This window comes from Nodosilinea sp. E11 (assembly GCF_032813545.1).
Classification (GTDB): Bacteria; Cyanobacteriota; Cyanobacteriia; order Phormidesmidales; family Phormidesmidaceae; genus Nodosilinea.
On record NZ_CP136520.1, the window covers coordinates 122,597 to 142,347 of the forward strand.

Here is a 19,751-nt window from a genome sequence, read left to right on the forward strand (position 1 = left end):
TAGCAGTCACCGACGATCGCGCCGCCGGCCAGGTCTACAACCTGGGCGAACCAGAAACGCCACCCCTAATGGAGCGAATTCAACGGTTGGGAACGTTGGTGAACTGGACTGAGGTAACGACCCGACGCGCTTCTGGGCCTATGTTGTAGCAGCCGTGAGTGAAGTGGGCTATCTTTAGCCCCCAAGGGCGAAGCTTGATGCTTCGGTCCTGTATCTAATACCAAGGTGAGTGATCAGGGCTCAGACTAGCATTCGCCTAAGCCATCTACTTCAGCGGCCACCAAGAGACCTTATCGCGGGTGGCACCGTAGACTTCTTTAAGCCCCTCGGGGTCAACCACCTTCACCAGGTCGCTGGTTGACTCGGCCACCTTGTCGGTCTTGATGTAGCCCGCCTTGGTTAGCCCCTTGAGCACCTGCTCCACGGTGCGGTGGTTGAGCTGGCAGGCGCGGGCAATCAGGTCGATGGGCAGGTCAAATACGTATTCGGGCTTGCTGCCCTGGGGCTGGGCACCCAGACTGCGCTCTTGAAAGATCAGCCCCCGCAGTACCGCCGCCACCGCCTGGGGGGGGTAGGTGCTGCAATTGAGCAGGTGGTACTGAAACTTTTCGCGCAGCTCAAATAGCAAGGTGTAGCGATCGCGAAAGGTTTCATTGCGATCGTAGAGATCTTGCACCACCTGCACCGGTATTTTGACCACGTTAGTCGTCTTATAGGCTTCCACCAAGCTAGGGAAGGCCCGCGTCGCTGCGCCCACGCCCACGGGCAAACTACGCATGCCAAAGCAACCGCCGGGATAGGTGAGGGCCGTCACCCGGTCGAGGGGGGTGCTGCGCATGATCACCGGGCCACCATCGACGACGACGTACAGGTGCTCTTGCCAACTGTGGGGGCGAAAGGCAGTGTAAACCGGACGGTTGGAATAAAGCTTTTCAACGGTCAGCCCATCGGGGTCTAGGTCGGTGAGCAGCGGGTCTTGCTCTAAGCCACGGAACAAAAAGCTCTGGGTCGTCAACGTTTCAATCGTTTTTGAAGCCAAATTGGGGCTTTTTGCCTTTGCCATGGGGTGCTGTAGATTCCGTACTCTGCCATTGTCGCTCGCAACCCTTGTTATACCCCAGTAACGCAATGGTATTGCTAAGCTCTGTAGCCAGATCAAGCTGGAACAGCTCGAGTTGCCCTCGACATTGACGGGCAACTCGACGCCGACGGTAACCCGCTGGACGCGGCGGAGTTGGTGGCCGTAGTCTGCGATCGCGTAGTGCTGGGTAGCCCGGTTATCCCAAAAGGCCCTATTGCCCAGCTGCCAGCACCAGCCCGAAAAAGTCACGCTAGGCCACAACCCAGCGTGACCTTGTTTCCCCTGCTATCAAAACCAAAACCTAACTTTAGTAGCCATCGTCGGCGTCAGTGTCAAACCACAGATCGGCCTCTAGCTCGACTAGATCCAGCAGCGCTTCGTGGATAGTGGCGGCGCAACCTTCGATCGCCAAGTCAAACCAGCCATCTTCCTGGCCGTTGGCCCCCAGTAGCGCGCCCAGAATAGTTACCTTGAGGCCGTAGCGGTTGATCAGGTTAGAGATCACCGGGTCGGGGTGCCGCGCTTTGGGAATACGGATTTTGACCTGAGTTTGCACCCGGCTCTTGGGATCTTTAAGGTGCAGCGACTCAAGGCCGTAGTCGGGAGAAATAGACGCCATAAGAATAGAACCTCATAAAATCGACTGCTAAATAGAGGCCAGGGAGATAACGCTGAGGAGTCATGATCTTCTCGGCCCGCTCAGGGGCTACTTCACCGTGTGGCGCTGGGCATAGAGGTGTTCTAACACCTGCTTGATCACCAGGGTTAACGCCGCCATACCCGCTAGCACCACCGCCGTAGCAAAGGCCCCCTGGGAGTCGTAGTTGCGGTAAGCGCTATCGACAAACAGGGTGAGGGTCTGGGTGCGGCCAATCAGGTTGCTGGAGACAATGGCGATCGAGCCAAACTCACCCATGGCCCGGGCGGTGGTGAGAATGATGCCATAGACCAGCGCCCAGCGAATGGAGGGCAGGGTGACGCGCCAAAAGGTTTGCCAGCCGCTGGCCCCCAGGGTTTTGGCGGCTTCTTCTTCTTCACTACCAATTTCTTCAAGCACCGGAATCACCTCGCGGGCGACAAAGGGCATGCCGCCCAAAATTGTGGCCAGGGCAATGCCGGGAAACGAAAAAATGATCTTCAGATCAATGGCCTGCAACACCGGGTTGAGCAACCCCTGGCGACCGTAAAGCGACACCAACATTAGACCGGCAACCACCGGCGAGATCGAGAAGGGCAAGTCGATGACGCTGAGCAAAAAGGTGCGGCCCCGAAAACTTTTGCGGGCGATCACCAGAGCAGCGCAAAGGCCAAAAATTACGTTTAAGGGCACCGCCACCGCCACCGCCATCAGCGTCAGCCTGAGCGCGTTGAGAAATTCGCGGCTGGACAGCGTGCCTAAAAAGCCCGTTAACCCGTTTTTGAATGCGCCCACAAACACATAGATGACCGGCACAATCAAAATTACGGTAAAGAACGCAAAGACCAGCAAAATCAGGCCAATTTTGGCCCACTCGCGCTGGGCTTTTGGCTGCACCGTAGTCTCCCCCATGGGGACTTGAGCATCTAAGTTAAGCGTCATAACGGCGACCCCAGGCTTGCAACAGGTTAATAATCAACAGCAAAATCAGCGAAAGCAGCAGCAGCACCAGCCCGATCACCGTAGCGCCCGGAATATCTGCCCCTTCTATCCGCTGAAACACCAGCACCGGCGCGATCAAATCTTGAAAGGGAATGTTGGCGGCAATCAGTACCACGGAGCCAAACTCGCCCACAGCGCGGGCAAAGGCCTGGGCCGTGCCAGTCAAAATAGCCGGAATGATTGGTGGCAGAATCACCTTCCAAAAGGTGTCAAATTGCGATGCCCCCAGAGACCAAGCCGCTTCTTCGATGGTGGGTTCGACCTCTTGCAGCACTGGCTGCACCGTGCGCACTACAAAGGGCAGCGAGACAAAGATCATGGCGATCGCCACACCCACCCGGCTAAAGGCAATCTGAATGCCGAAGGGAGCAAAAAACTGGCCCAGCCAGCCGCTCTGGTTGTAAACCGTGGCCAATGTCACCCCCGCCACCGCCGTGGGCAGGGCAAAGGGCAAGTCAACGATGCCGTCTAAAAATCGCTTGCCTGGAAACTCGTAGCGCACCAGCACCCAGGCCGTCAGCGTGCCCATCAACATATTCACGATCGCCGCCACAGTGGCCGTGCCAAAGGTGATGTTGTAGGTGGACAGGGCCACGGGGGTAGTGGCCAGCGCCCAAAACTGCGCCGGGTTGAGCACCAGCGCCCGCAGCAGCAGCGCCACCAGCGGCAGCAGCAGAATCACAGACATGTGGGTAAAGACGACTATCCAGGGGATAGACACCTTTTGCAGCACAGTTTTGGGCCGATTAAACTGACAGAACTCTGTGGAAGCAAGGGTCATGGCTCAACGGTGAGAACGAGAACAGAGGTAAGAATTTCATCACTTGGGGTGTCGCCAGCCCCAGATCCCAGGGTTCTTCTGTGGGCAGCAGATAGTCATCTGGCTCAGCCAGAAGAACCCTGGGATCTCTCCGCCAACCCCAGATCCCAGGGTTCTTCTGTGGGCAGCAGATAGTCACCTGGCTCAGTTAGAAGAACCCTGGGATCTCTTCGCCAGCCCCAGATCCCAGGGTTCTCTTGGGGGGAGCAGATATTACTTGCTTTCCCACCGAAGAACCCTGGGATCTACCCATGCACCCTAGCGGCGGGCAATGGCAGTCTGAATCTGGTCGAAGATGCCGCCATCGGCGAAATGCTCTTCGCGAATCTGGCCCCAGCCGCCAAAGTCTTCGGCGGTGAACAGGTTGGGTACTTCAGGGAACTCATTGGCAAACTCCTGCTGCACCTCAGGAATCACCGGGCGAAAGCCCACCTTGGCAAACTCCCGCTGGGCTTCGGGGGTGAAGAGAAAGGCGACAAATGCCTCGGCCACCTCGCGGGTGCCCCGCTGATCGACATAGGTATCGACCACCGCAACCGGGTTGGCGATAAAGATGTTGTTGTCAGGAATCACGTAGGGCAGCTCATTCCCCTGGAGGGCCGCCAACTTCACCTCGTTCTCGTAGTTAATCAGGGCGTCACCCTGGTTTTGGGTAAAGAACACGTCGGTGGCCTCACGAGCATCCTTAGGCAGCACCGGTACGTTGGCGTAGGCATCGGTAACAAACGCTTTAGCCTGCTCCTCAGTGCCACCCGTTTCAGAGACATCTCCCCACAGGGCCAGATAGTTCCACCGGGCACCGCCCGAGGTCTTGGGGTTGGCGGTGACAAAGGTGACGTCGTCACGAGCCAGGTCAGACCAATCCTGAATGTTTTTGGGATTGCCTGCACGGGTCACAATGACGCCTACGGACGAGGTGACAATGCCGTCGCCATTGGGGGTTTCTTGCTCCCAGCCAGACTCGATTAGGCCAGCTTCTTGAATCTGAAGGGTATCGGCGGCCAGGGCTAAGGCAACAATGTCGGCTTCTAGGCCATCAATTACAGCACGGGTTTGGCTGCCGGAACCGCCGTAGCTCTGGTCAAAGCGCACGGTCTGGCCAGTCTCTTCTTTCCAGTACTCGACAAACAGCGGAATGATGTTGCTGTAAGCGGCTTCAGTCACAGCGAAGCTGACCAGGGTGACATCAATGGTGTCAGGCCGCGCAGCTTGGTCGCCATCGTTGGGAGCGGTGCCCGAAGTTGTGCTACCGCAGGCGGCGATCGCCCCAGAGAGCCCCAAGCCAGCCACAAACAAAATCGCCGACCGGCGAGACACAGAACCACCCCCCAGGCCACGGGTTAATTGAGAAAAAATGCTGAGCGGGCCTTGGGCGGATGGGCGCTCAGGGTTACGAGGTGATGTCATAAACGGCTTCTCCTTAATCTACGGTATCTCGGTAGGATTTTCGGTGATTGCCTACCGACTGTATCATAGAAATTTGAAATTAAATCGAGATCAAAATGAAATTCATTTACATGATTTTGCAGCGTGGTTTAGATCTTAGATTCAAATAACTTGCACTTGGCTTGCGCCTGAGGTAGGTTTGTTTCACAGGTTTGTTTAGCGTTGTCAATCACGCCCCACCGTCTTTCACCGCAGTCTGGCCGTAGGTCACGCTGGGGGCGCAGGACGGTTCACCCCGCCGTGGCGTAGCAGATTCGGGGCGGGTTCTGTGAAATTGGCACTTGGTTGACGGCACATTGCACGTTTTGGGAGATAACCCGTGGGAATTCGAGTAGAAAACGTAACTAAGCGGTTTGGTGACTTCCAGGCCCTAGAGCCGATTAACCTAGAGGTAAAGAGCGGCTCCCTGGTGGCACTGCTAGGGCCGTCGGGTTCGGGTAAGTCCACGTTGCTGCGGGTGATTGCTGGCCTGGAGAGCGCCGACACCGGCAAAATCTATATCTCGGCCCAAGACGCCACCTATAAGTCGGTGCAAGATCGGCAGATTGGCTTTGTGTTTCAGCACTACGCCCTGTTTAAGCACCTCACGGTGCGCAAGAACGTGGCCTTTGCCCTAGACCTGCAAAAATGGCCCAAGGAGCGGATTAAAAACCGGGTCGATACCCTGCTAGATCTGGTGCAGCTAGGTCATTTGGGCGATCGCTACCCCTCCCAGCTCTCCGGCGGCCAGCGCCAGCGGGTGGCCCTGGCCCGCGCCTTGGCGATCGAGCCTCAAGTGCTACTGTTGGATGAACCCTTCGGTGCCCTCGATGCCAAGGTGCGCAAAGACCTGCGTGACTGGCTGCGCCACCTCCACGACGATGTCCACGTCACCACGGTGTTTGTCACCCACGACCAAGAAGAGGCGATGGAAATTGCCGACGAAATCGTGGTGATGAGCAACGGCAAGATCGAGCAGGTGGGCACCCCCGAAGCAGTCTACGAAAACCCTGCCACTCCTTTCGTGATGAGCTTCATTGGGGCTGTGAACGTGCTCTCCCCCGACCACACCTGGAAGTCGCACCACCAAGAGACGCCCCAGAGGGCGGGCCAGGTATTCTTACGCCCCCACGACATTGAAGTATTTACAACCCCCGCCGATGGCAGCCTGCCCGCCACCATCAATCACATCATTCACCTGGGCTGGACGATTCGTCTGGAGCTGAACCTAGAGAATGGGCAGCCCGTAACCGCCCACATCAACCGTGAGCAGTACAAAACCTTAGCTATTCAGCCCCAGCAGCGGGTTTACCTGCGGGCTAAGCTGCTGCGCACCTTTGAAGAGTCGCCAAACTACTCTCAGGCGATCGCCTAGGGGTTGAGCAGCCCTGGTTTTAACCAACCCTGACACCAAATCCTGCTTGGTTAACCCACAAACCCCTGGACAAATGCCGTTTGCCCAGGGGTTTGTGGGTCAATATCTTGCTAAATACCAGCCGCCTTACCCCAGTTTTTTTGGCGTAGATTAGATAGCGTGTTAGCAGAACCCACCAGAGTATGCTGGCGGCTGCGCCTGACCATCTCATTCCCCAGGTGGGTGAAAAACTGACCACGCTTTCCCATGATCTACCTAGGCACAGGCTAACTGCCAACGCCTTTAGGCTGGTCAAAACCGGGCTGGCTGGGCTCCCCTCGACCTGCCCCTTGCACCAACTCAACTATCCAAGGATGCTTCCCTTGCAACTTATCGAGTCAGAGACCAAGCCAAACACCACCCCCGAAGCAAAAAGTGTGTTTAACTCCACGACATCCTGGCTGCGCCGTCTGTGGGGTGGCACTCTGGTGGTGGTGGGCTACCTGCTCTCGCCCCTCTGCTGGTGGAATGATCTGGTGATCAACCTGCCCCTGGCGCTGGGTTTTGGCTACCTCTTCAGCCGCCCCTGGCCCGATGCCCTGGTGCCGATGACCGGGGTAGGCTACTGGCTGACCAATGTAGTGGGCTTTGTGCTGATGCAGCAGGGGGCCGTCACCGCTCTGCAAAAAGACGGGCAGGGTTCTACAAGTCAATCGCTTCGCAATGGGTTGATCACGTCGACGGTCTACACAGTGGCGATCGTGGCGCTGATTCAGCTGCACATTCTAGAGATGCCCGATTTTCTCAACGGTGACTTAATGGCGACGTTAGATGCGTGGCTGCCAGATGGGTGGATAAGGTAAGAAGTATGGAACGATCAGCCCCTACCCCTACCCCCTGGGGCCTACTCACCGCCCTCACCGCCCTCGTGGCCCTCATTGCCCTGGGCCTGTTGGTTGCCGTCTACCCTACCCTGCCCGCCTGGGATGCAGCTTTTTTGCTGCGCCTGCACCGCTATGCCACCCCAGAGCTGAATCGGGGCGTGGCGATCGCCACCGAGCTGGGCACCTACTGGGGAGTCATGCCCGCCAGTGGGGTACTCATTGCCCTGGCGCTGGTACGGCGACGTTGGCCAGTGGCGGCTTACCTGACCCTGGTAACCGGGGGCAGTGCAGTGCTGAATCTCAACACCAAGCTGCTCTGGCACCGGGTGCGCCCCGACCTGTGGGAGGGTATGGTGTCCCCTAGCGACTTTAGCTTTCCGAGTGGTCACGCCACTTACTCGATGACCTTTGTGCTGGCCCTAGTGTTGATCAATTGGACTAGCCCCCGACGGCCCTGGCTGATCGGGCTGGGGGGCCTGTTTGCCCTGGCCATTGGCGTTAGTCGGGTGTACCTGGGCGTGCATTTTCCTAGCGATGTTTTGGGGGGCTGGCTGCTGGCGATCGCTTGGGCGGTGGGCCTGCACCAGGCTATGTTTCGCTGGTTGCCTTTGGCGCGATCGCAGCCATTGAGATGAGTGGATGAGTCAATTAACGAAAACTGTTCGTCAGCGTAAAGCCGCACCATGGTTAAGCAGCCTCGTTCTCACCAATGGCGGCCTCGATTTCAGACTGATAGATGTTGGCGTAGTGCAGGCATTGGCTAAGTCAATAGCTGTAAGCTGCGGGTAGGCTTCCAAAATTTTGGCGTCGGTGGCCCCCAGGCGACGATACTGCACCAGATCCCAAATCGACTTGTTATCTTGCGTGATTTGCGTAAGCTCCATGAACTAACGTAGGAACACAATCACTGATGTTCATCTCTGATGCCAAATCAACGTCTTGCTCAAAGCCTCTCTCAATCAGTTCTCGACTAGAACCGCATTGCCTTATCAACTGTTCTAGGGATTGACGAAGACCTTGATATGCTTCGCTTGCTAATTGCGCTTCCGGTGACAATTTCCCTCTAAGATAACTGATCACCGCACCTGCCCCAATAAAATCTTCAAACGAAGGGCGAAGGCTGCCATCATGCCACTTTTCCCCGGCTGGAATCACGGTAATGCGCTGCCCATAATTCATCGCAGCCAAAGCAACAGCTCTACAATTTCTCAAACATCCAGTTAAAGTTGGAGTTCCGGCTGTCGCCAAACTCAGAGATGATCCGTTAGGAGAGGGTAGGACTAGACGAGTTCCTGAATCAATGGCAAGCAATGAAGCTGGAGATAACGAATAACGGTTATCACCACGCTCCTCTGCAACTTCCGCGCTAACAGATTGGGCAAACGCTTTAGTAGATTCATCTTTCCACTGATAGGGGAAAACGATCGCACCTCGGCTGTTAGCAATATCAATGCAAGTTGAAAATGAAAGAACGTCAATAATGACAACTACATCGCTGCTTGGAGCTAACTACGAAATGCCCTTCTCACCCCACTCACACCGCACTTCAAAATCAGCTTGATCGAAGTTCATAAACTACAATTACCGCTTACCTAATGCCGAACACCTCACAAATGGCTTAACTGTACTGCCCCAACCCGAAGACGGAGCAAGATAACTATGTATTAAGTCTCAGATCTGCTAGATAAGACCCTACACCTCCGATATCATCTGGCAAATCTACGAGATAACACCCAAATCTTAAGGTATTAAACAACATATGTACTGGATAAACCCTTTGTTTTAGGGTGTTATCCGGCACATATGAGAGTTAAGTCAGGAGATTGGGGTGCTTATCCAGCACATGTGACGGATAAGCACCTTCACAGCGGTCTTATCCAGCGGAAGCTCCTTAGGCTTCTGTTTTTCTCAGCCCTTTCCCCTCCTCTGAGGGGTGCCCGCCGGGCGGGGTGGGTCAGTCTTGGCAACAAACCCGTTGCTTACCGCGAGTAAGTCGTTTAGTTGATTGGGTTAGACCCACCCCTAACCCCTCCCAAGAGGGGACTTGCGGGATCGGGCTTGCTCACTGCAAACAACACAGGCAACAGAACCGATGTTTGAATATCTTGAGCCCAACGAAAACCTAGAGGCCGGTTCCCTGCCGCTGCCGCCCCAATCTGGAGCCAGCGGGGGCACCCGACCCCTAACGCCCGAGAAAGTGCGGCACCTGCTCTACGGCAGCCTCGCCGCCATAGACCGCACCATCAAAATTCTCCATGCGATCGGCTATGCCGACCCCAACGACTGGAGCGACCCCATCCCCGTGCCCCAGGGCGAGGCCAGCCCCGCCACCAAACCCAACCAGTGGATGGTAATCATGACCAAAACGGTGCTGCTAGAGTAACCATTCAGCGCTAAGCACTGTTCCCCAAAGCCACAGACCCCGGAGTTTTTGGAAAAACTCTGGAGTCTACATCGCGGCACTGTTTTACACCATTTGTTCTTGGCTTTATGCTCCGGTTTTCTCGATCGCCTATTAGTTGTCCATTACCCGTTGCCTCAACCTGGCGTGTGGGTTGGGGACCAGCGGCCCACTTGGACGATGCTACCTGGCAGGAAGGGCCGTTGGCGCTCGCCATCAACCCAGCCCAGACCGTTGAGAGGCAGCTTGCGCTCAGCCCCTCCCGCCGCTACGTCGTCGTTGGGGATATTTGGCTCTCGGATCAGCGATCGCTGCTCACTGAGCTAGCCTTAGAACATTCACTGCAACCGTCCGATATTCAACTGGTAGCTGCCGCCTGGGAACGGTGGCAGGCCATAACCCTTACCAAGCTGGTGGGTTCCTTTAGCCTGGCGGTGTGGGATCGGGAGCGGCAGGTGCTGGAGCTGGGGCGCGACCCGGTGGGGGCCAGAACGCTGTATTACACCGTCCAGGGTTCAACTCGCTGGGCGGCGGGAGACCTGCGATCGCTGGCCCCCTACCGCTCCAACGAGCTTGACCCGATCGCCCTGCGCGACTACCTGTGCTGCGCCTTTGTACCGGGCGATCGCACCCTCTGGCAAGACCTGCGCGAGCTACGCCCCGGCACCCGGCTCACCTGGCCGGGGGATGCCAGCCAGCTCTACTGGCACCTGGAGGAACGGCTGGAGACGGAGAGCCAGGAAGAATCTTTGGCATGGCATGGGGAGCGGCTGCGATCGCACCTCGACCAGGTTGTGCAAGACTCGCTGCCAGACGCTCCGGTGGGCGTCTTCCTCTCCGGCGGGCTCGACTCCAGCGCGATCGCGGCGTTGGCCACCAAGTTTCACGCTCACCCTGTCCACACCTACTCCATTCACTTTGGTGACCCGTACCCCAACGAGCTGGAGTTTTCCAGCCTGGTAGCCCAGCACTGCGGCACCGAGCATCACATTCTCGAAATTCCCCTGCGCCAAATGTGGGAGGAGTTGCCGGAAACCACGGCCTGGCTCGACGACCCGATTGGCGACCCGCTGACGGTGCCCAACCTGCTGCTAGGGCGGCTGGCAAAGCAGCAGGTCGAGGTCGTGCTCAACGGCGAAGGGGGCGACCCCTGCTTTGGCGGCCCCAAAAACCAGCCGATGCTGATCAACCAGCTCTACGGCACTATCAGCCCTCAAGACTCACTTCAGGCCTATCTGCTGGCCTTTCGCAAGTGTGCCGCCGACCTGCCCCAGCTCCTCAAGCCCGATCTGTGGGCAGCAGTGCAGCACGAACCCTACTGCTTTGCCGAGGATCTGCACAGTTCAGCCAGCTACCTGAATCGGCTGATGGCGCTGAACATCAAGTTCAAAGGGGCCGACCAGATTTTGACTAAGGTCAACAACCTCACCCGCGCCGCCGGGGTGGCGGGGCGATCGCCCCTGTTTGACCCGCGCATTGTCGAGCTGAGCATGGCGATTCCCCCCCAGTACAAGCTGTCGGGGGTGGAGGAAAAGGCTGTGCTCAAGCAGGCGGTGGCCGACCTGCTGCCCGAAGCGATTCTCAAGCGCCCCAAGAGCGGCATGATGGTACCGGTGCAGGCCGGGTTTCAGCGCGAATGGAAGCGGGCAGCGAGGAAGTTGCTGCTGAGTCGGCAGGCGGCGATCGCCCCCTACCTGAATCAAGCGCTGATTAAAGACTGGCTTAACTACCAGGGCGACCCCTGGCGACGCTACGGGGTCAAACTATGGCTGCTGGTCAGTCTAGAAATCTGGCTGAAAGTCAACCTCAAACAGCGGTAAGGGACGCGCAAGAAAACGAGGTACCAATTGCATTATTTCTATTGGTGCATTGCTTCGCGAATGCACCCTACGGCAATCAACCCTTTATACCAAATCCTCCTTGGCTACCCCCGATTCAGCAGGGCAAACGATTGTTTGCCCCTACGGTTTGGCCTTTTGGGAATCGGGGTTATGGGACTCGGATTTGGTATTAAGTACTTTATTAAAGAAGATACCAGTCTCAACCCAGCGACTGTAGCCGCTGTAGGGTGGGCATTGCCCACCATTGGACAACTATTTTTCATACGCAATTCGATCGGAAAAACCCCGAGTTAAACAGGCACCTTGTAGGGGCATTGCAGGGAAACTATTTCTCATACGCAATCCGACAGGAAAAACCGCGAGTTAAACAGGCATTTCGTAGGGGCATTGCAGTAACTGTAACCATTGTAGGGTGGGCAATGCCCACCGCTGGAAAACTATTTCTCATACGCAATTCGATCGGAAAAACCCCGAGTTAAACAGGCCCTCGTGGGGGCATTGCAGTGCAATGCCCCTACCAATCGGGGATAGCCACATAGGATTTGGTATCAGTCAACCAAAATTGTCGGAGGTGTAGATCAAGGTGCCACTGCGATCGCCGGTATCGCCCATCAAAATTAAATTGTCATCATCAGCGGCACCCAGGTTTTGTAGTCGAGCAATGCCGCGACTGACGATTTGAATCAGCTTTTGGGGAGTAAACGATTCTAGCTCGACAAAATACCCCGCCTCTAGCCACTGTAGCTCAGCCTCCGACAGGGATTGCCGCACCTCGGCTGACATGGTTGTAGCCGCCTGGGCCGAGTCGGTCGAAGTCTGAATGTAGGACTGCTGCCGGGCCGCCTCAATTTGTCGCGGCAGCAGGCCCAGGTCAACAATCATCGGCGTATTCTCAGCAAACCAATCGGGGCTGGTGCGCAGTTCGTGCATTAGAGCTACACCTCGGGGGCTACAGTTGTGCAGCGCGAGCACCTGTAGGTCTGGGTTGCGGCGCAGCATGGCCATGGTGGTGGCAAAAATGGTTTGGGGGTAGCCGGTAATGCTGAGCACCGCGCAGTTGTGCTCAAAGTGAATGTTGTTGGCGATCAAAAGTTGGGCGATCGCCCCGCTGTCGCACACCAGCACCCGGTCAAAGCTGTAGGCCGTCACATCCTCAGCGGCGGGGGCGAGGGGTTGGGCGGCGCTGGGGGCAGATAACAGCCTGGTCGAGGATCCATTAATTCGCTGCCACTGCTGGAGCCAGGTATTCACCATCGTTTCGGTAATAGTTAACCCTCGGAGCTGGGGCCGCCGGGCCGACGAACGCAGGCCAGAAATAAGCAACCACAGACCAATGGCGATCACCACCAGGCCAATGCCAAAGACCGCCGTTACAAAGCCCACAAAGATTAAGACAGCGCCACCGCCAATTTTGGCCGATCGAGCGGTTAGGGCGGCCTTGCGAGCCAGCCGTTTTTCTAAGAGATAGAGCAGTTGTTTGGGAGTGAAATATAGCGTGTCATTGGCCGAAATGTCGGCCAGCGCCTTGGCAAAGAACCCATCGGTAAACCGGATTTTGACATCCATGGTGGTGGGTTCAAAGGCAAAGGGATGGTTGCAGTTTTTACAGCGGCCCTGGTTGGCGGTGCGATCTTTGAGGTTGTTGTCGGCATTACATTGAATGCATTTCATGGCCGTTTCCTTTGCCCTAAACGCTAAAAAATAGAGACTAAAAAATTTGATTGTGAATCAGCGTTTGGTAGCTCTCGCGCTGACGAATCAGGCGGTGCTGTCCCGACTCCAAAAGAACTTCTGCCGGGCGGGGACGGTGCAAAAAGTGAGATGCCATAGCATAGCCGTAGGCCCCCACATCTAAAATGGCCAGGGTGTCACCGGGAGCCAGTTTTGGCAGCTGGCAATTGCGCCCCAGGTAGTCGCGGGAGTAGGTGGTGTTGCCGCAGACATCGGTGGCGTAGGTCTGGGAATCTGAGCCGGGAGCCAGGGCCACAATCTCGCGGTAGCCGCCGTGGACGGAGGGCACCGACAGGTTAGCCACGGTGGTATCGACCCCGACAATTTGCCTGTCGTCCTGCCATTTCACCGAGACTACGGTGGTCAGTAGGGCAGCGCAGCCGGCGATCGCCGCCCGCCCCGGCTCAATCACCAATTCCACCGGCGGCGACAGCGGGTTTAGCCTCGCGGTGATGGCTTGACCAAACTCAGACCAGTCAAAGGCCGCACCTCCGTGGCGGTAGGGGTGGCCAAAGCCGCCGCCAAAATCCAGATAGGCCCAGTCGGGTAGCTGCTGCCCCAACGCCACCACCCGGTCAATCACCTGGGTAAAGGCCTGGGTGGCGTTGGTGCCCGTGCCCCGGTAAAAATGCAGCCCGCCGAGCTGAATGTTTGCAGCACCCATAGATTCGTTGGCCCTGGTGACGAGGGATTGGGCGATCGCAAAGTCCTCAGGGCGCACCCCAATGCGGCTGTCGCCCGTCAAGACAGGCTCGTTAAGGCGCAGCCCCAGGCGTAGGGAAGGAGGCTTGGCGGCGCTGTCCAGGGCTCGATAGCTCTCGCAGAGCTGCTCAAGCTGGGCCAGGCTATCCAAATTGAGGGTGGCGACGCCCCAGGCCAACACCTGGGCCATGTCGTCGCCGCTGAGGTTGCTGCCGCTGTAGACGATCGCCTCCGGCTCAAACCCGGCGTGCAGCCCCAAGTAAACATCGCCGGGGGTGTTGGCGTGCAGCCCCCAGCCTGCAGCCCGCACAATTTGCAGCAGAGCTACGCTGCCGTTGGTGACGGTGGCAAAGTGAACGCGGGTGCGGCGGTAGGGAATGGCCTGGGCAATGGAGTGCAGGGTCTGCTGGAAGCGATCGCCGTCGTAGACATACAGCGGCGACCCGTAGACCCGCAGCAGGTCTGCCGCCAGCGCCGCCGAGGGCTGAAACGCCGCTGGCATGGGGATAACCTGGGGACTGGATTGGGTAGTTAGAGCCATCGCTTGCGGTATCTCCAAACTCGGGGGGGTAGCCAAAACGGGTGCGGCCACAGCGGATTTTCTAAAGGTTCGCCCAGCACCTGCGATCGCCACTGCTGCCACATCACCAGCAGCCAGAGGATTTCACCAATCCGCCGCCCCTGAATGGTACCGCTGAGGTCGCCTAAGGCCGTACGAAAAGCGAGATCGGCCTGCCAGATCCCCTCGGCGGCCAGCACCCCAGGATTCAGCCATTGACCCAAATCGCGCCACCACTCATTCAAGCACCAGAAGGTTAAGGGCACCCCCATGCCGCGCTTGGGTCGCCACACAATGTCGGCGGGCAGCCAGGGCTCTACCGCCCGTTTGAGAATGTACTTCTCGCAGGCCCCCCGCAGGCACAGGGTACCGGCCAGGCCAAAGGTCCACTGGGCCAGGTCGGGGTCGCAAAAGGGCGATCGCACCCTCAGCCCCTGAGCCAGTGCCAAATTCGTCGCCCGAGGGTGAATATTCTGCGCCCCCTTCAGCATCAGCGTCGCCCGCCGCAGCCGATGTAAGAGCCCCTGGGCCGCCGTTGGGTCGAGGGCCGGGTACAGCCAGTCCTCAGGGTTCAGCGTCTGTATTTCGCCCAGCACCGCAGGCTGAAATACCTGGGCCTCGCAGCCCCACAACCGATGGAAGGTGCGCAGGTACTGGTGGGCGAAGGGTTCGATGCCTTCAGGATGATCGGCCTGGTAGAGGCTGGCGGCAATCAGCGGCTTATTCGTCCACCCGGCAAACAGCTGGTCGCCCCCTTCGCCATTAAAGATCACCCCCACCTCCTGGCTGGCGGCCTGGTTGAGCAGGTACAGGGGCACCGTCACCCCATCGCCAAAGGGTAGCTCCAGCGCCATCGCCGTAGCTGAAATAGCCTCGCGAATGCGGCGAGGCGTCGCCTCTACCTTGACCAGCGGAATCCCCAGAAATTGGGCCACTTGCTCGGCGTAGGGCCATTCCGGTAAACCATTTTCGCCAAAATCGAGGGTATAGGCCCGCACCCGCACCCCCGCCTGCACCAGCAGCGCCGCCACAATGGAGGAATCCAGCCCGCCCGACAGCAGCACCCCCACCGGTTCATCCCCCAGATCGCCAATCTGGCGCTCCACAGCGGTTTTGAGCAAGGCCTGAAGCTGGGCGATCGCCGTCGCCTCATCCTCTAGCTGGGTCGGGCTTTCGCGCCAGTTCACCAGACTGTGGCTGGTGGGAGAAAATACCTGCCCCGCGCCGTCACCCCCCCAAGTTTGCTCAATGCCCGCTGGCACCGCCCTCACTCCTGCCACTGGGGTAAGGGGCGTTGGCACGTAGGAAAAGCAGCTATAGCCGTAGAGCGCCGCCAGGTTGACCTGGGGTAATTTTTCCTGATCACGCACCAGAGGCAGCAGCCATCGCAGCCGCGAGGCAAACCAAATTGTCTGGTCGCGCTGCATCCAGTACAGGGGCATGCGGCCAAAGGCATCGCGCCCCAAGGTGAGGCAGTCAGCGGTCACCGTGACCCAGGCATCGGCATTCACCCCAGAGGCTGATAGGGCAACTCGACTATCCCCAGGAGTGACTAGACCCCGGCGCTGCCAGTCGCTCAGCTCGGTTTGGGCCACCAGCTCGCTCAGGGTTTGGCCCAGAGCAGCTTCATCGCCGTAGCCCCAGTAGCCGAGACAGCCCTGGGGATGGATTGCTGTTGATGCGATCGCATCCCATCCCATAGAGTCCCTAATCCACCGTAAAAGTGGCGTCGCTGAGCTGGCGATCGCCCAAAAACGCCTCTACCGTCCAATTTCCCTTGGGCGACTCAGGGCCAACGGTATAGCGGCAGTAGGTGGGCCACACCGGGGTCGTAATCGTCTGCGTGCGGTACTGGTTTTGGTGCACCACCTGGCCGCTGGGGTCACTCCAGCGACAGGAGAGGGCCAGCTGCTCACCCACCGGAGCGTCAGCTAGGGTAATGCGGTAGACCAGTTCACTGCCGCCCGCCTGGGGCGTCACCTGGCTGAGATTGCCGCCGTCATCCTGGCTCAGGGTAATGCGATCGCCCTGGGCCACCACCTGAGCGAGCTGCTGCTGCTGTCGACTCCCCAGCCATAGCCAACTGGCCAGACCCAGGGCCACCACTCCCACCACCCCGGCCATTAGCCTGCGCCTGCGCCGCTGCTGCACCACCAGAGCATCCTGGCGCTTGAGCTGCACCAGGGCATCGTCTAAAAACTCGGGCGACAGGTCAAGCTGCTGCAAAATATCTTGCACGTCCTGGGTACCCAGCTCCGATTGGTGGCGATCGGAGAGTCGCTGGACTTCAGCAACTAGACGCTGCAATTGGGCATCAGTCAATCGCCTATCCATAGAAAAAAGGGGAGCTAGAGGGTGCGATTACTTACTCGTGTCTAAGGCTATCCTTTTCGCAGCAACTCGGCCAATCACGAGTAAGTAGCTGGGCCATTTCTTGACCTGGCCATTGACTAGCATAAACGAGTTGACTGCTATGACATAAGCCCATGGCAACAGCTATCTAAGGAAGAAAAACCAATAGCATACCCAAGCCAAAGCTATTAAGATCAAATGTCAATAGATAGGCAGATGAAGTACCGATCCCTAGGCATTGAGCCTCAGAAGCCTCCACCCAGCCTGCCAATCAAAGCCTAACTCTGCGTAGCAACACTTCATCTCCACATAACCTAACATATTGCTTATTGGCAAAAATTCTCATCTATGGCGGGATATATTATTGAGAATTTAAGTCAATAAGAGTGCAAGGTATCGGGTTCTGGGTATCGGGTTTCGGCATCCCCTCCTAGGAGAGGCAGGGGTGGGTTAATCGGGTTCCGGGTACCTGACACCCGATAACCCGACACCCACCCCCAACCCCCGACCATAAAATCCAGACCTACTGTGGGCTACAACACCGGAGAACCCACGACCCAGGGCCGCATTGCAATCTATGCACCCGACCTGCCCAACGCCTGCCACACCCCAGTGCCCCGCCCCTGGCAGACGGAAACGCATTTATTGTGCTGATTATTTAGCAGAATTTCTGCACGAATCCCTGGGGTCAAAGGTATAGGGTTCAAGCCTTGCACCGCTTACCGCCTACCTGGCACCGTAAACCTTACCCCGTTTACCGTTCCCCCTACCCAAACCCCTTACCCATCAACGCCTGCCCCCAGACCATCACCTCCCCCCCATCGCCCCCCGCCGCCAGGTACTTGCCCTGGGGTGACCAGGCTAGGGTCGAAAACCCGTCCGTAGCCCCTTCCAAAACCTGGGCTGCCTGCGTGGCCTTTTGCCATAGACAGACCCAGCTATCCTCAGAGGCCGAGGCCAGGAGGGTGGACTGGGGCTGAAACGCGATCGCCCTCACCGCCCCACTGTGCAAATCCAGCACCTGAGAGGTCCAGCCCTGGGCATCGCTCTCGGCTTTGGCCCACACCACCACATTCTCTGCACTGGTAGAAGCCAACAACGGCGCACCCCCCTGGGCCTTAGCCGTAGACCAAGCCAACTGCCGCACCTTGCCCGGAAACCCCTGCATCTGCCAGGGGTAGGGGTTGTGCCACTCCCACACCAGCAGGGTGCGATCATTGTTGCCCGAGGCCAGGTACTGACCATCGGGGGAGATAGCGATCGCACCGCTGGCCCCACCCGTCTCACGCACCTGGGGGTCGTCATCCCAGTCCTCTCGTCGCCAGGTCTTGACGCTCTGGTTGCCCGCCAATACCAAGAAGTCACCGCTGGGGTGCCAGGCCAGATCCAGCACCGACGACGCCTCAAAATGCAGCGTCGCTATCACCATCTGCGCTGCCGCATCCCACACCTGGACGTAGCGCCCCAGACCGACTGCCAGCTCTGGCCGGTGCGGATGCCACTGCAAACGGTCCACCCATACCCTAGAATTTTCCAGCTCAGTCACCAGCGTCGGCCCATCCCCTGCCATCTGCCAAATTCTCACCGCGCCATCTTGCCCCCCCGCCGCCAAAAATTGGCCATCGGAGGAAAAGGCGATCGCATCCACCGACAAGCCCTGCTTTTCTCGCAAGGCCACCGATGCCCCTGTCCTGGCGTCAAACAACACCACTTCCCCCGCCGCCGAGCAGGCCGCTAGCCGAGAGCCGTCAGGCAGCCATGCGATCGCAGTTACGTAGTCGGCAAGCAGGGTTTGCCAGGTGGGGGTGAGGAGGGGTTTGGGCATTTGATAGTTAAGAGGTGAAGGGATGGGATGGGGAGGTGAAGACGTGGGGGGGTGAAGACGTGGGGAGGTGAAAAAACAACCAAAATTAAAAATTACCCCTCCACCCTTTACCCTTCACTCTTAACTCCTTCACCCGGCCAAACACTCCCTAAACGACTCCTCCAACCCCATTTCTTCGAGGTTTCGCCCGATAAACACCAGCTCATTTTTGCGGGTTTCGTCCGATCGCCAGGGGCGATCTTGGCGACCTTCAAACAGCATGTGCACCCCCTGAAAGACAAAGCGGCAGTCTTCGCCAGCGATGTTGAGAATGCCTTTCATGCGAAAAATGTCGGGGCCGCGATCGCGCAGCAATGCCCCTAGCCACTGGTTGAGTTTGTCGCCATCGACCTCGCCCGTTTCCACCAGGGCGATGGAGGCGACGGTTTCGTCGTGCTCGTGGGCGGTTTCGCTGAGAAACTCGGGGTCGATCTTGAGGGCGTTGCCCAGGTCAAAGGCGTTGACGCCGAGGATGGTGTCCATGGCAATTTCGGCGGCGTGGGTGCGGTGAATCGTGGCGATCGCATTCATCCCCCGAATCCGCTGCTCTAGGGCCACCAGTTCTGCTTCCGTAACTAGATCAACTTTATTCAGCAAAATCACGTCGGCAAAGGCGATCTGCTCAATGGCTTCGTCCGCCTCCCAGTGCTGGGCGATGTGGCCCGCATCCACTACTGTTACCACCGCATCGAGGCTGGCCTGGGTTTGCACCTCGTCATCGACGAAAAAGGTCTGAATCACCGGGGCCGGATCGGCCAAGCCCGTCGTCTCGATCACCAGGTGGTCAAACTTGTCGCGCCGCTTCATCAGGTTGGCGATGATGCGAATCAGGTCGCCGCGCACGGTGCAGCAGATGCAGCCATTATTCATCTCAAAGATTTCTTCGTCAGCATCGATCACCAGCTGGTTGTCGATGCCCACCTCGCCAAACTCGTTGACGATCACCGCCACCTTCTTGCCGTGCTCGTGGGTGAGAATCCGGTTCAACAGCGTGGTCTTGCCCGCCCCTAAATATCCCGTCAACACCGTCACCGGAACCGTGCTTTGTGCGTCAGCAGCGACCATAGCCACACCTCCCCTAAAGAATAACCATCATTG

General features: G+C 57.9%; 17 protein-coding genes and 2 pseudogenes. 5 read left to right on the forward strand and 14 right to left on the reverse strand.

The genetic code is table 11. From position 1 onward, the window contains the following. Positions 1 to 265: 265 nt before the first annotated feature. From RRF56_RS03215 to RRF56_RS03235, 6 genes and pseudogenes are all read right to left on the reverse strand, one after another. Positions 266 to 1,063: a Crp/Fnr family transcriptional regulator gene (locus RRF56_RS03215; protein ID WP_317036189.1), complete on the reverse strand. Its 798-nt coding sequence runs from the start codon at positions 1,061 to 1,063 to the stop codon at positions 266 to 268. 105 nt (positions 1,064 to 1,168) lie between these two features. Further along, positions 1,169 to 1,315, reverse strand: a pseudogene (locus RRF56_RS26325) (TauD/TfdA family dioxygenase); the annotation flags it as partial. A 73-nt stretch (positions 1,316 to 1,388) separates the two neighbouring features. After that, positions 1,389 to 1,700 carry an NIL domain-containing protein gene (locus RRF56_RS03220; protein ID WP_317036190.1) on the reverse strand — a complete coding sequence of 104 codons (312 nt, stop codon included), beginning with the start codon at positions 1,698 to 1,700 and terminating at the stop codon, positions 1,389 to 1,391. Between the two features lie 87 nt (positions 1,701 to 1,787). Continuing rightward, positions 1,788 to 2,660, reverse strand: coding sequence for a sulfate ABC transporter permease subunit CysW (gene cysW / locus RRF56_RS03225; protein ID WP_317036191.1), 873 nt, complete (start codon positions 2,658 to 2,660; stop codon positions 1,788 to 1,790). Next, complete coding sequence (cysT, locus tag RRF56_RS03230) at positions 2,650 to 3,501, reverse strand: sulfate ABC transporter permease subunit CysT (RefSeq protein WP_317036192.1); 852 nt, start codon at positions 3,499 to 3,501, stop codon at positions 2,650 to 2,652. The genes cysW and cysT overlap by 11 nt, the downstream gene beginning before the upstream one ends. Positions 3,502 to 3,798: 297 nt before the next feature. Continuing rightward, on the reverse strand, positions 3,799 to 4,947 hold the full coding sequence (locus RRF56_RS03235; RefSeq protein ID WP_317036193.1) for a sulfate ABC transporter substrate-binding protein: 1,149 nt from the start codon (positions 4,945 to 4,947) through the stop codon (positions 3,799 to 3,801). Positions 4,948 to 5,305: 358 nt separating this feature from the next. Here RRF56_RS03235 and RRF56_RS03240 point away from each other — a divergent pair, with 358 nt between their 5' ends. The 3 genes from RRF56_RS03240 (at position 5,306) to RRF56_RS03250 (ending at position 7,838) form a co-directional block, all read left to right on the forward strand. After that, complete coding sequence (locus RRF56_RS03240) at positions 5,306 to 6,340, forward strand: sulfate/molybdate ABC transporter ATP-binding protein (protein ID WP_317036194.1); 1,035 nt, start codon at positions 5,306 to 5,308, stop codon at positions 6,338 to 6,340. Between the two features lie 362 nt (positions 6,341 to 6,702). Continuing rightward, on the forward strand, positions 6,703 to 7,182 hold the full coding sequence (locus RRF56_RS03245) for a hypothetical protein (RefSeq protein ID WP_317036195.1): 480 nt from the start codon (positions 6,703 to 6,705) through the stop codon (positions 7,180 to 7,182). Positions 7,183 to 7,187: 5 nt separating this feature from the next. Further along, positions 7,188 to 7,838, forward strand: coding sequence for a phosphatase PAP2 family protein (locus RRF56_RS03250; RefSeq protein WP_317036196.1), 651 nt, complete (start codon positions 7,188 to 7,190; stop codon positions 7,836 to 7,838). 30 nt (positions 7,839 to 7,868) lie between these two features. Here the strand turns inward: RRF56_RS03250 and RRF56_RS26330 are convergent, their stop codons facing one another. After that, positions 7,869 to 8,087 carry a DUF433 domain-containing protein gene (locus RRF56_RS26330; protein ID WP_410510526.1) on the reverse strand — a complete coding sequence of 73 codons (219 nt, stop codon included), beginning with the start codon at positions 8,085 to 8,087 and terminating at the stop codon, positions 7,869 to 7,871. Continuing rightward, positions 8,059 to 8,688, reverse strand: a pseudogene (locus RRF56_RS03255) (2-phosphosulfolactate phosphatase); the annotation flags it as partial. The pseudogene RRF56_RS03255 and the gene RRF56_RS26330, both read right to left, overlap by 29 nt. 607 nt (positions 8,689 to 9,295) lie before the next feature. Here RRF56_RS03255 and RRF56_RS03260 point away from each other — a divergent pair. Then, positions 9,296 to 9,586, forward strand: coding sequence for a hypothetical protein (locus RRF56_RS03260; RefSeq protein WP_317036197.1), 291 nt, complete (start codon positions 9,296 to 9,298; stop codon positions 9,584 to 9,586). A gap of 107 nt (positions 9,587 to 9,693) precedes the next feature. Next, positions 9,694 to 11,424: an asparagine synthetase B family protein gene (locus RRF56_RS03265; RefSeq protein WP_410510527.1), complete on the forward strand. Its 1,731-nt coding sequence runs from the start codon at positions 9,694 to 9,696 to the stop codon at positions 11,422 to 11,424. Between the two features lie 573 nt (positions 11,425 to 11,997). Here RRF56_RS03265 and RRF56_RS03270 read toward each other — a convergent pair. The 6 genes from RRF56_RS03270 to RRF56_RS03295 all read right to left on the reverse strand — a co-directional run bounded on the left by RRF56_RS03270 (position 11,998) and on the right by RRF56_RS03295 (position 19,718). Continuing rightward, the gene (locus RRF56_RS03270; RefSeq protein WP_317036199.1) at positions 11,998 to 13,116 is read right to left on the reverse strand and encodes a hypothetical protein; all 1,119 of its coding nucleotides are present in this window, start codon (positions 13,114 to 13,116) and stop codon (positions 11,998 to 12,000) included. Positions 13,117 to 13,153: 37 nt separating this feature from the next. Next, entirely contained in the window at positions 13,154 to 14,419 is a 1,266-nt protein-coding gene (locus tag RRF56_RS03275) for a hypothetical protein (protein ID WP_317036200.1), read from the reverse strand. Further along, positions 14,410 to 16,137: an asparagine synthetase B family protein gene (locus tag RRF56_RS03280; protein WP_317036201.1), complete on the reverse strand. Its 1,728-nt coding sequence runs from the start codon at positions 16,135 to 16,137 to the stop codon at positions 14,410 to 14,412. The genes RRF56_RS03275 and RRF56_RS03280 overlap by 10 nt, the downstream gene beginning before the upstream one ends. 7 nt (positions 16,138 to 16,144) lie before the next feature. Next, positions 16,145 to 16,771, reverse strand: coding sequence for a hypothetical protein (locus RRF56_RS03285; RefSeq protein WP_317036202.1), 627 nt, complete (start codon positions 16,769 to 16,771; stop codon positions 16,145 to 16,147). 784 nt (positions 16,772 to 17,555) lie between these two features. Further along, complete coding sequence (locus RRF56_RS03290) at positions 17,556 to 18,614, reverse strand: WD40 repeat domain-containing protein (RefSeq protein WP_317036203.1); 1,059 nt, start codon at positions 18,612 to 18,614, stop codon at positions 17,556 to 17,558. A 129-nt stretch (positions 18,615 to 18,743) separates the two neighbouring features. Next, a complete protein-coding gene (locus tag RRF56_RS03295; protein WP_317036204.1) occupies positions 18,744 to 19,718 on the reverse strand; it encodes a GTP-binding protein in 975 nt (324 codons plus the stop codon). Positions 19,719 to 19,751: the final 33 nt, after the last annotated feature.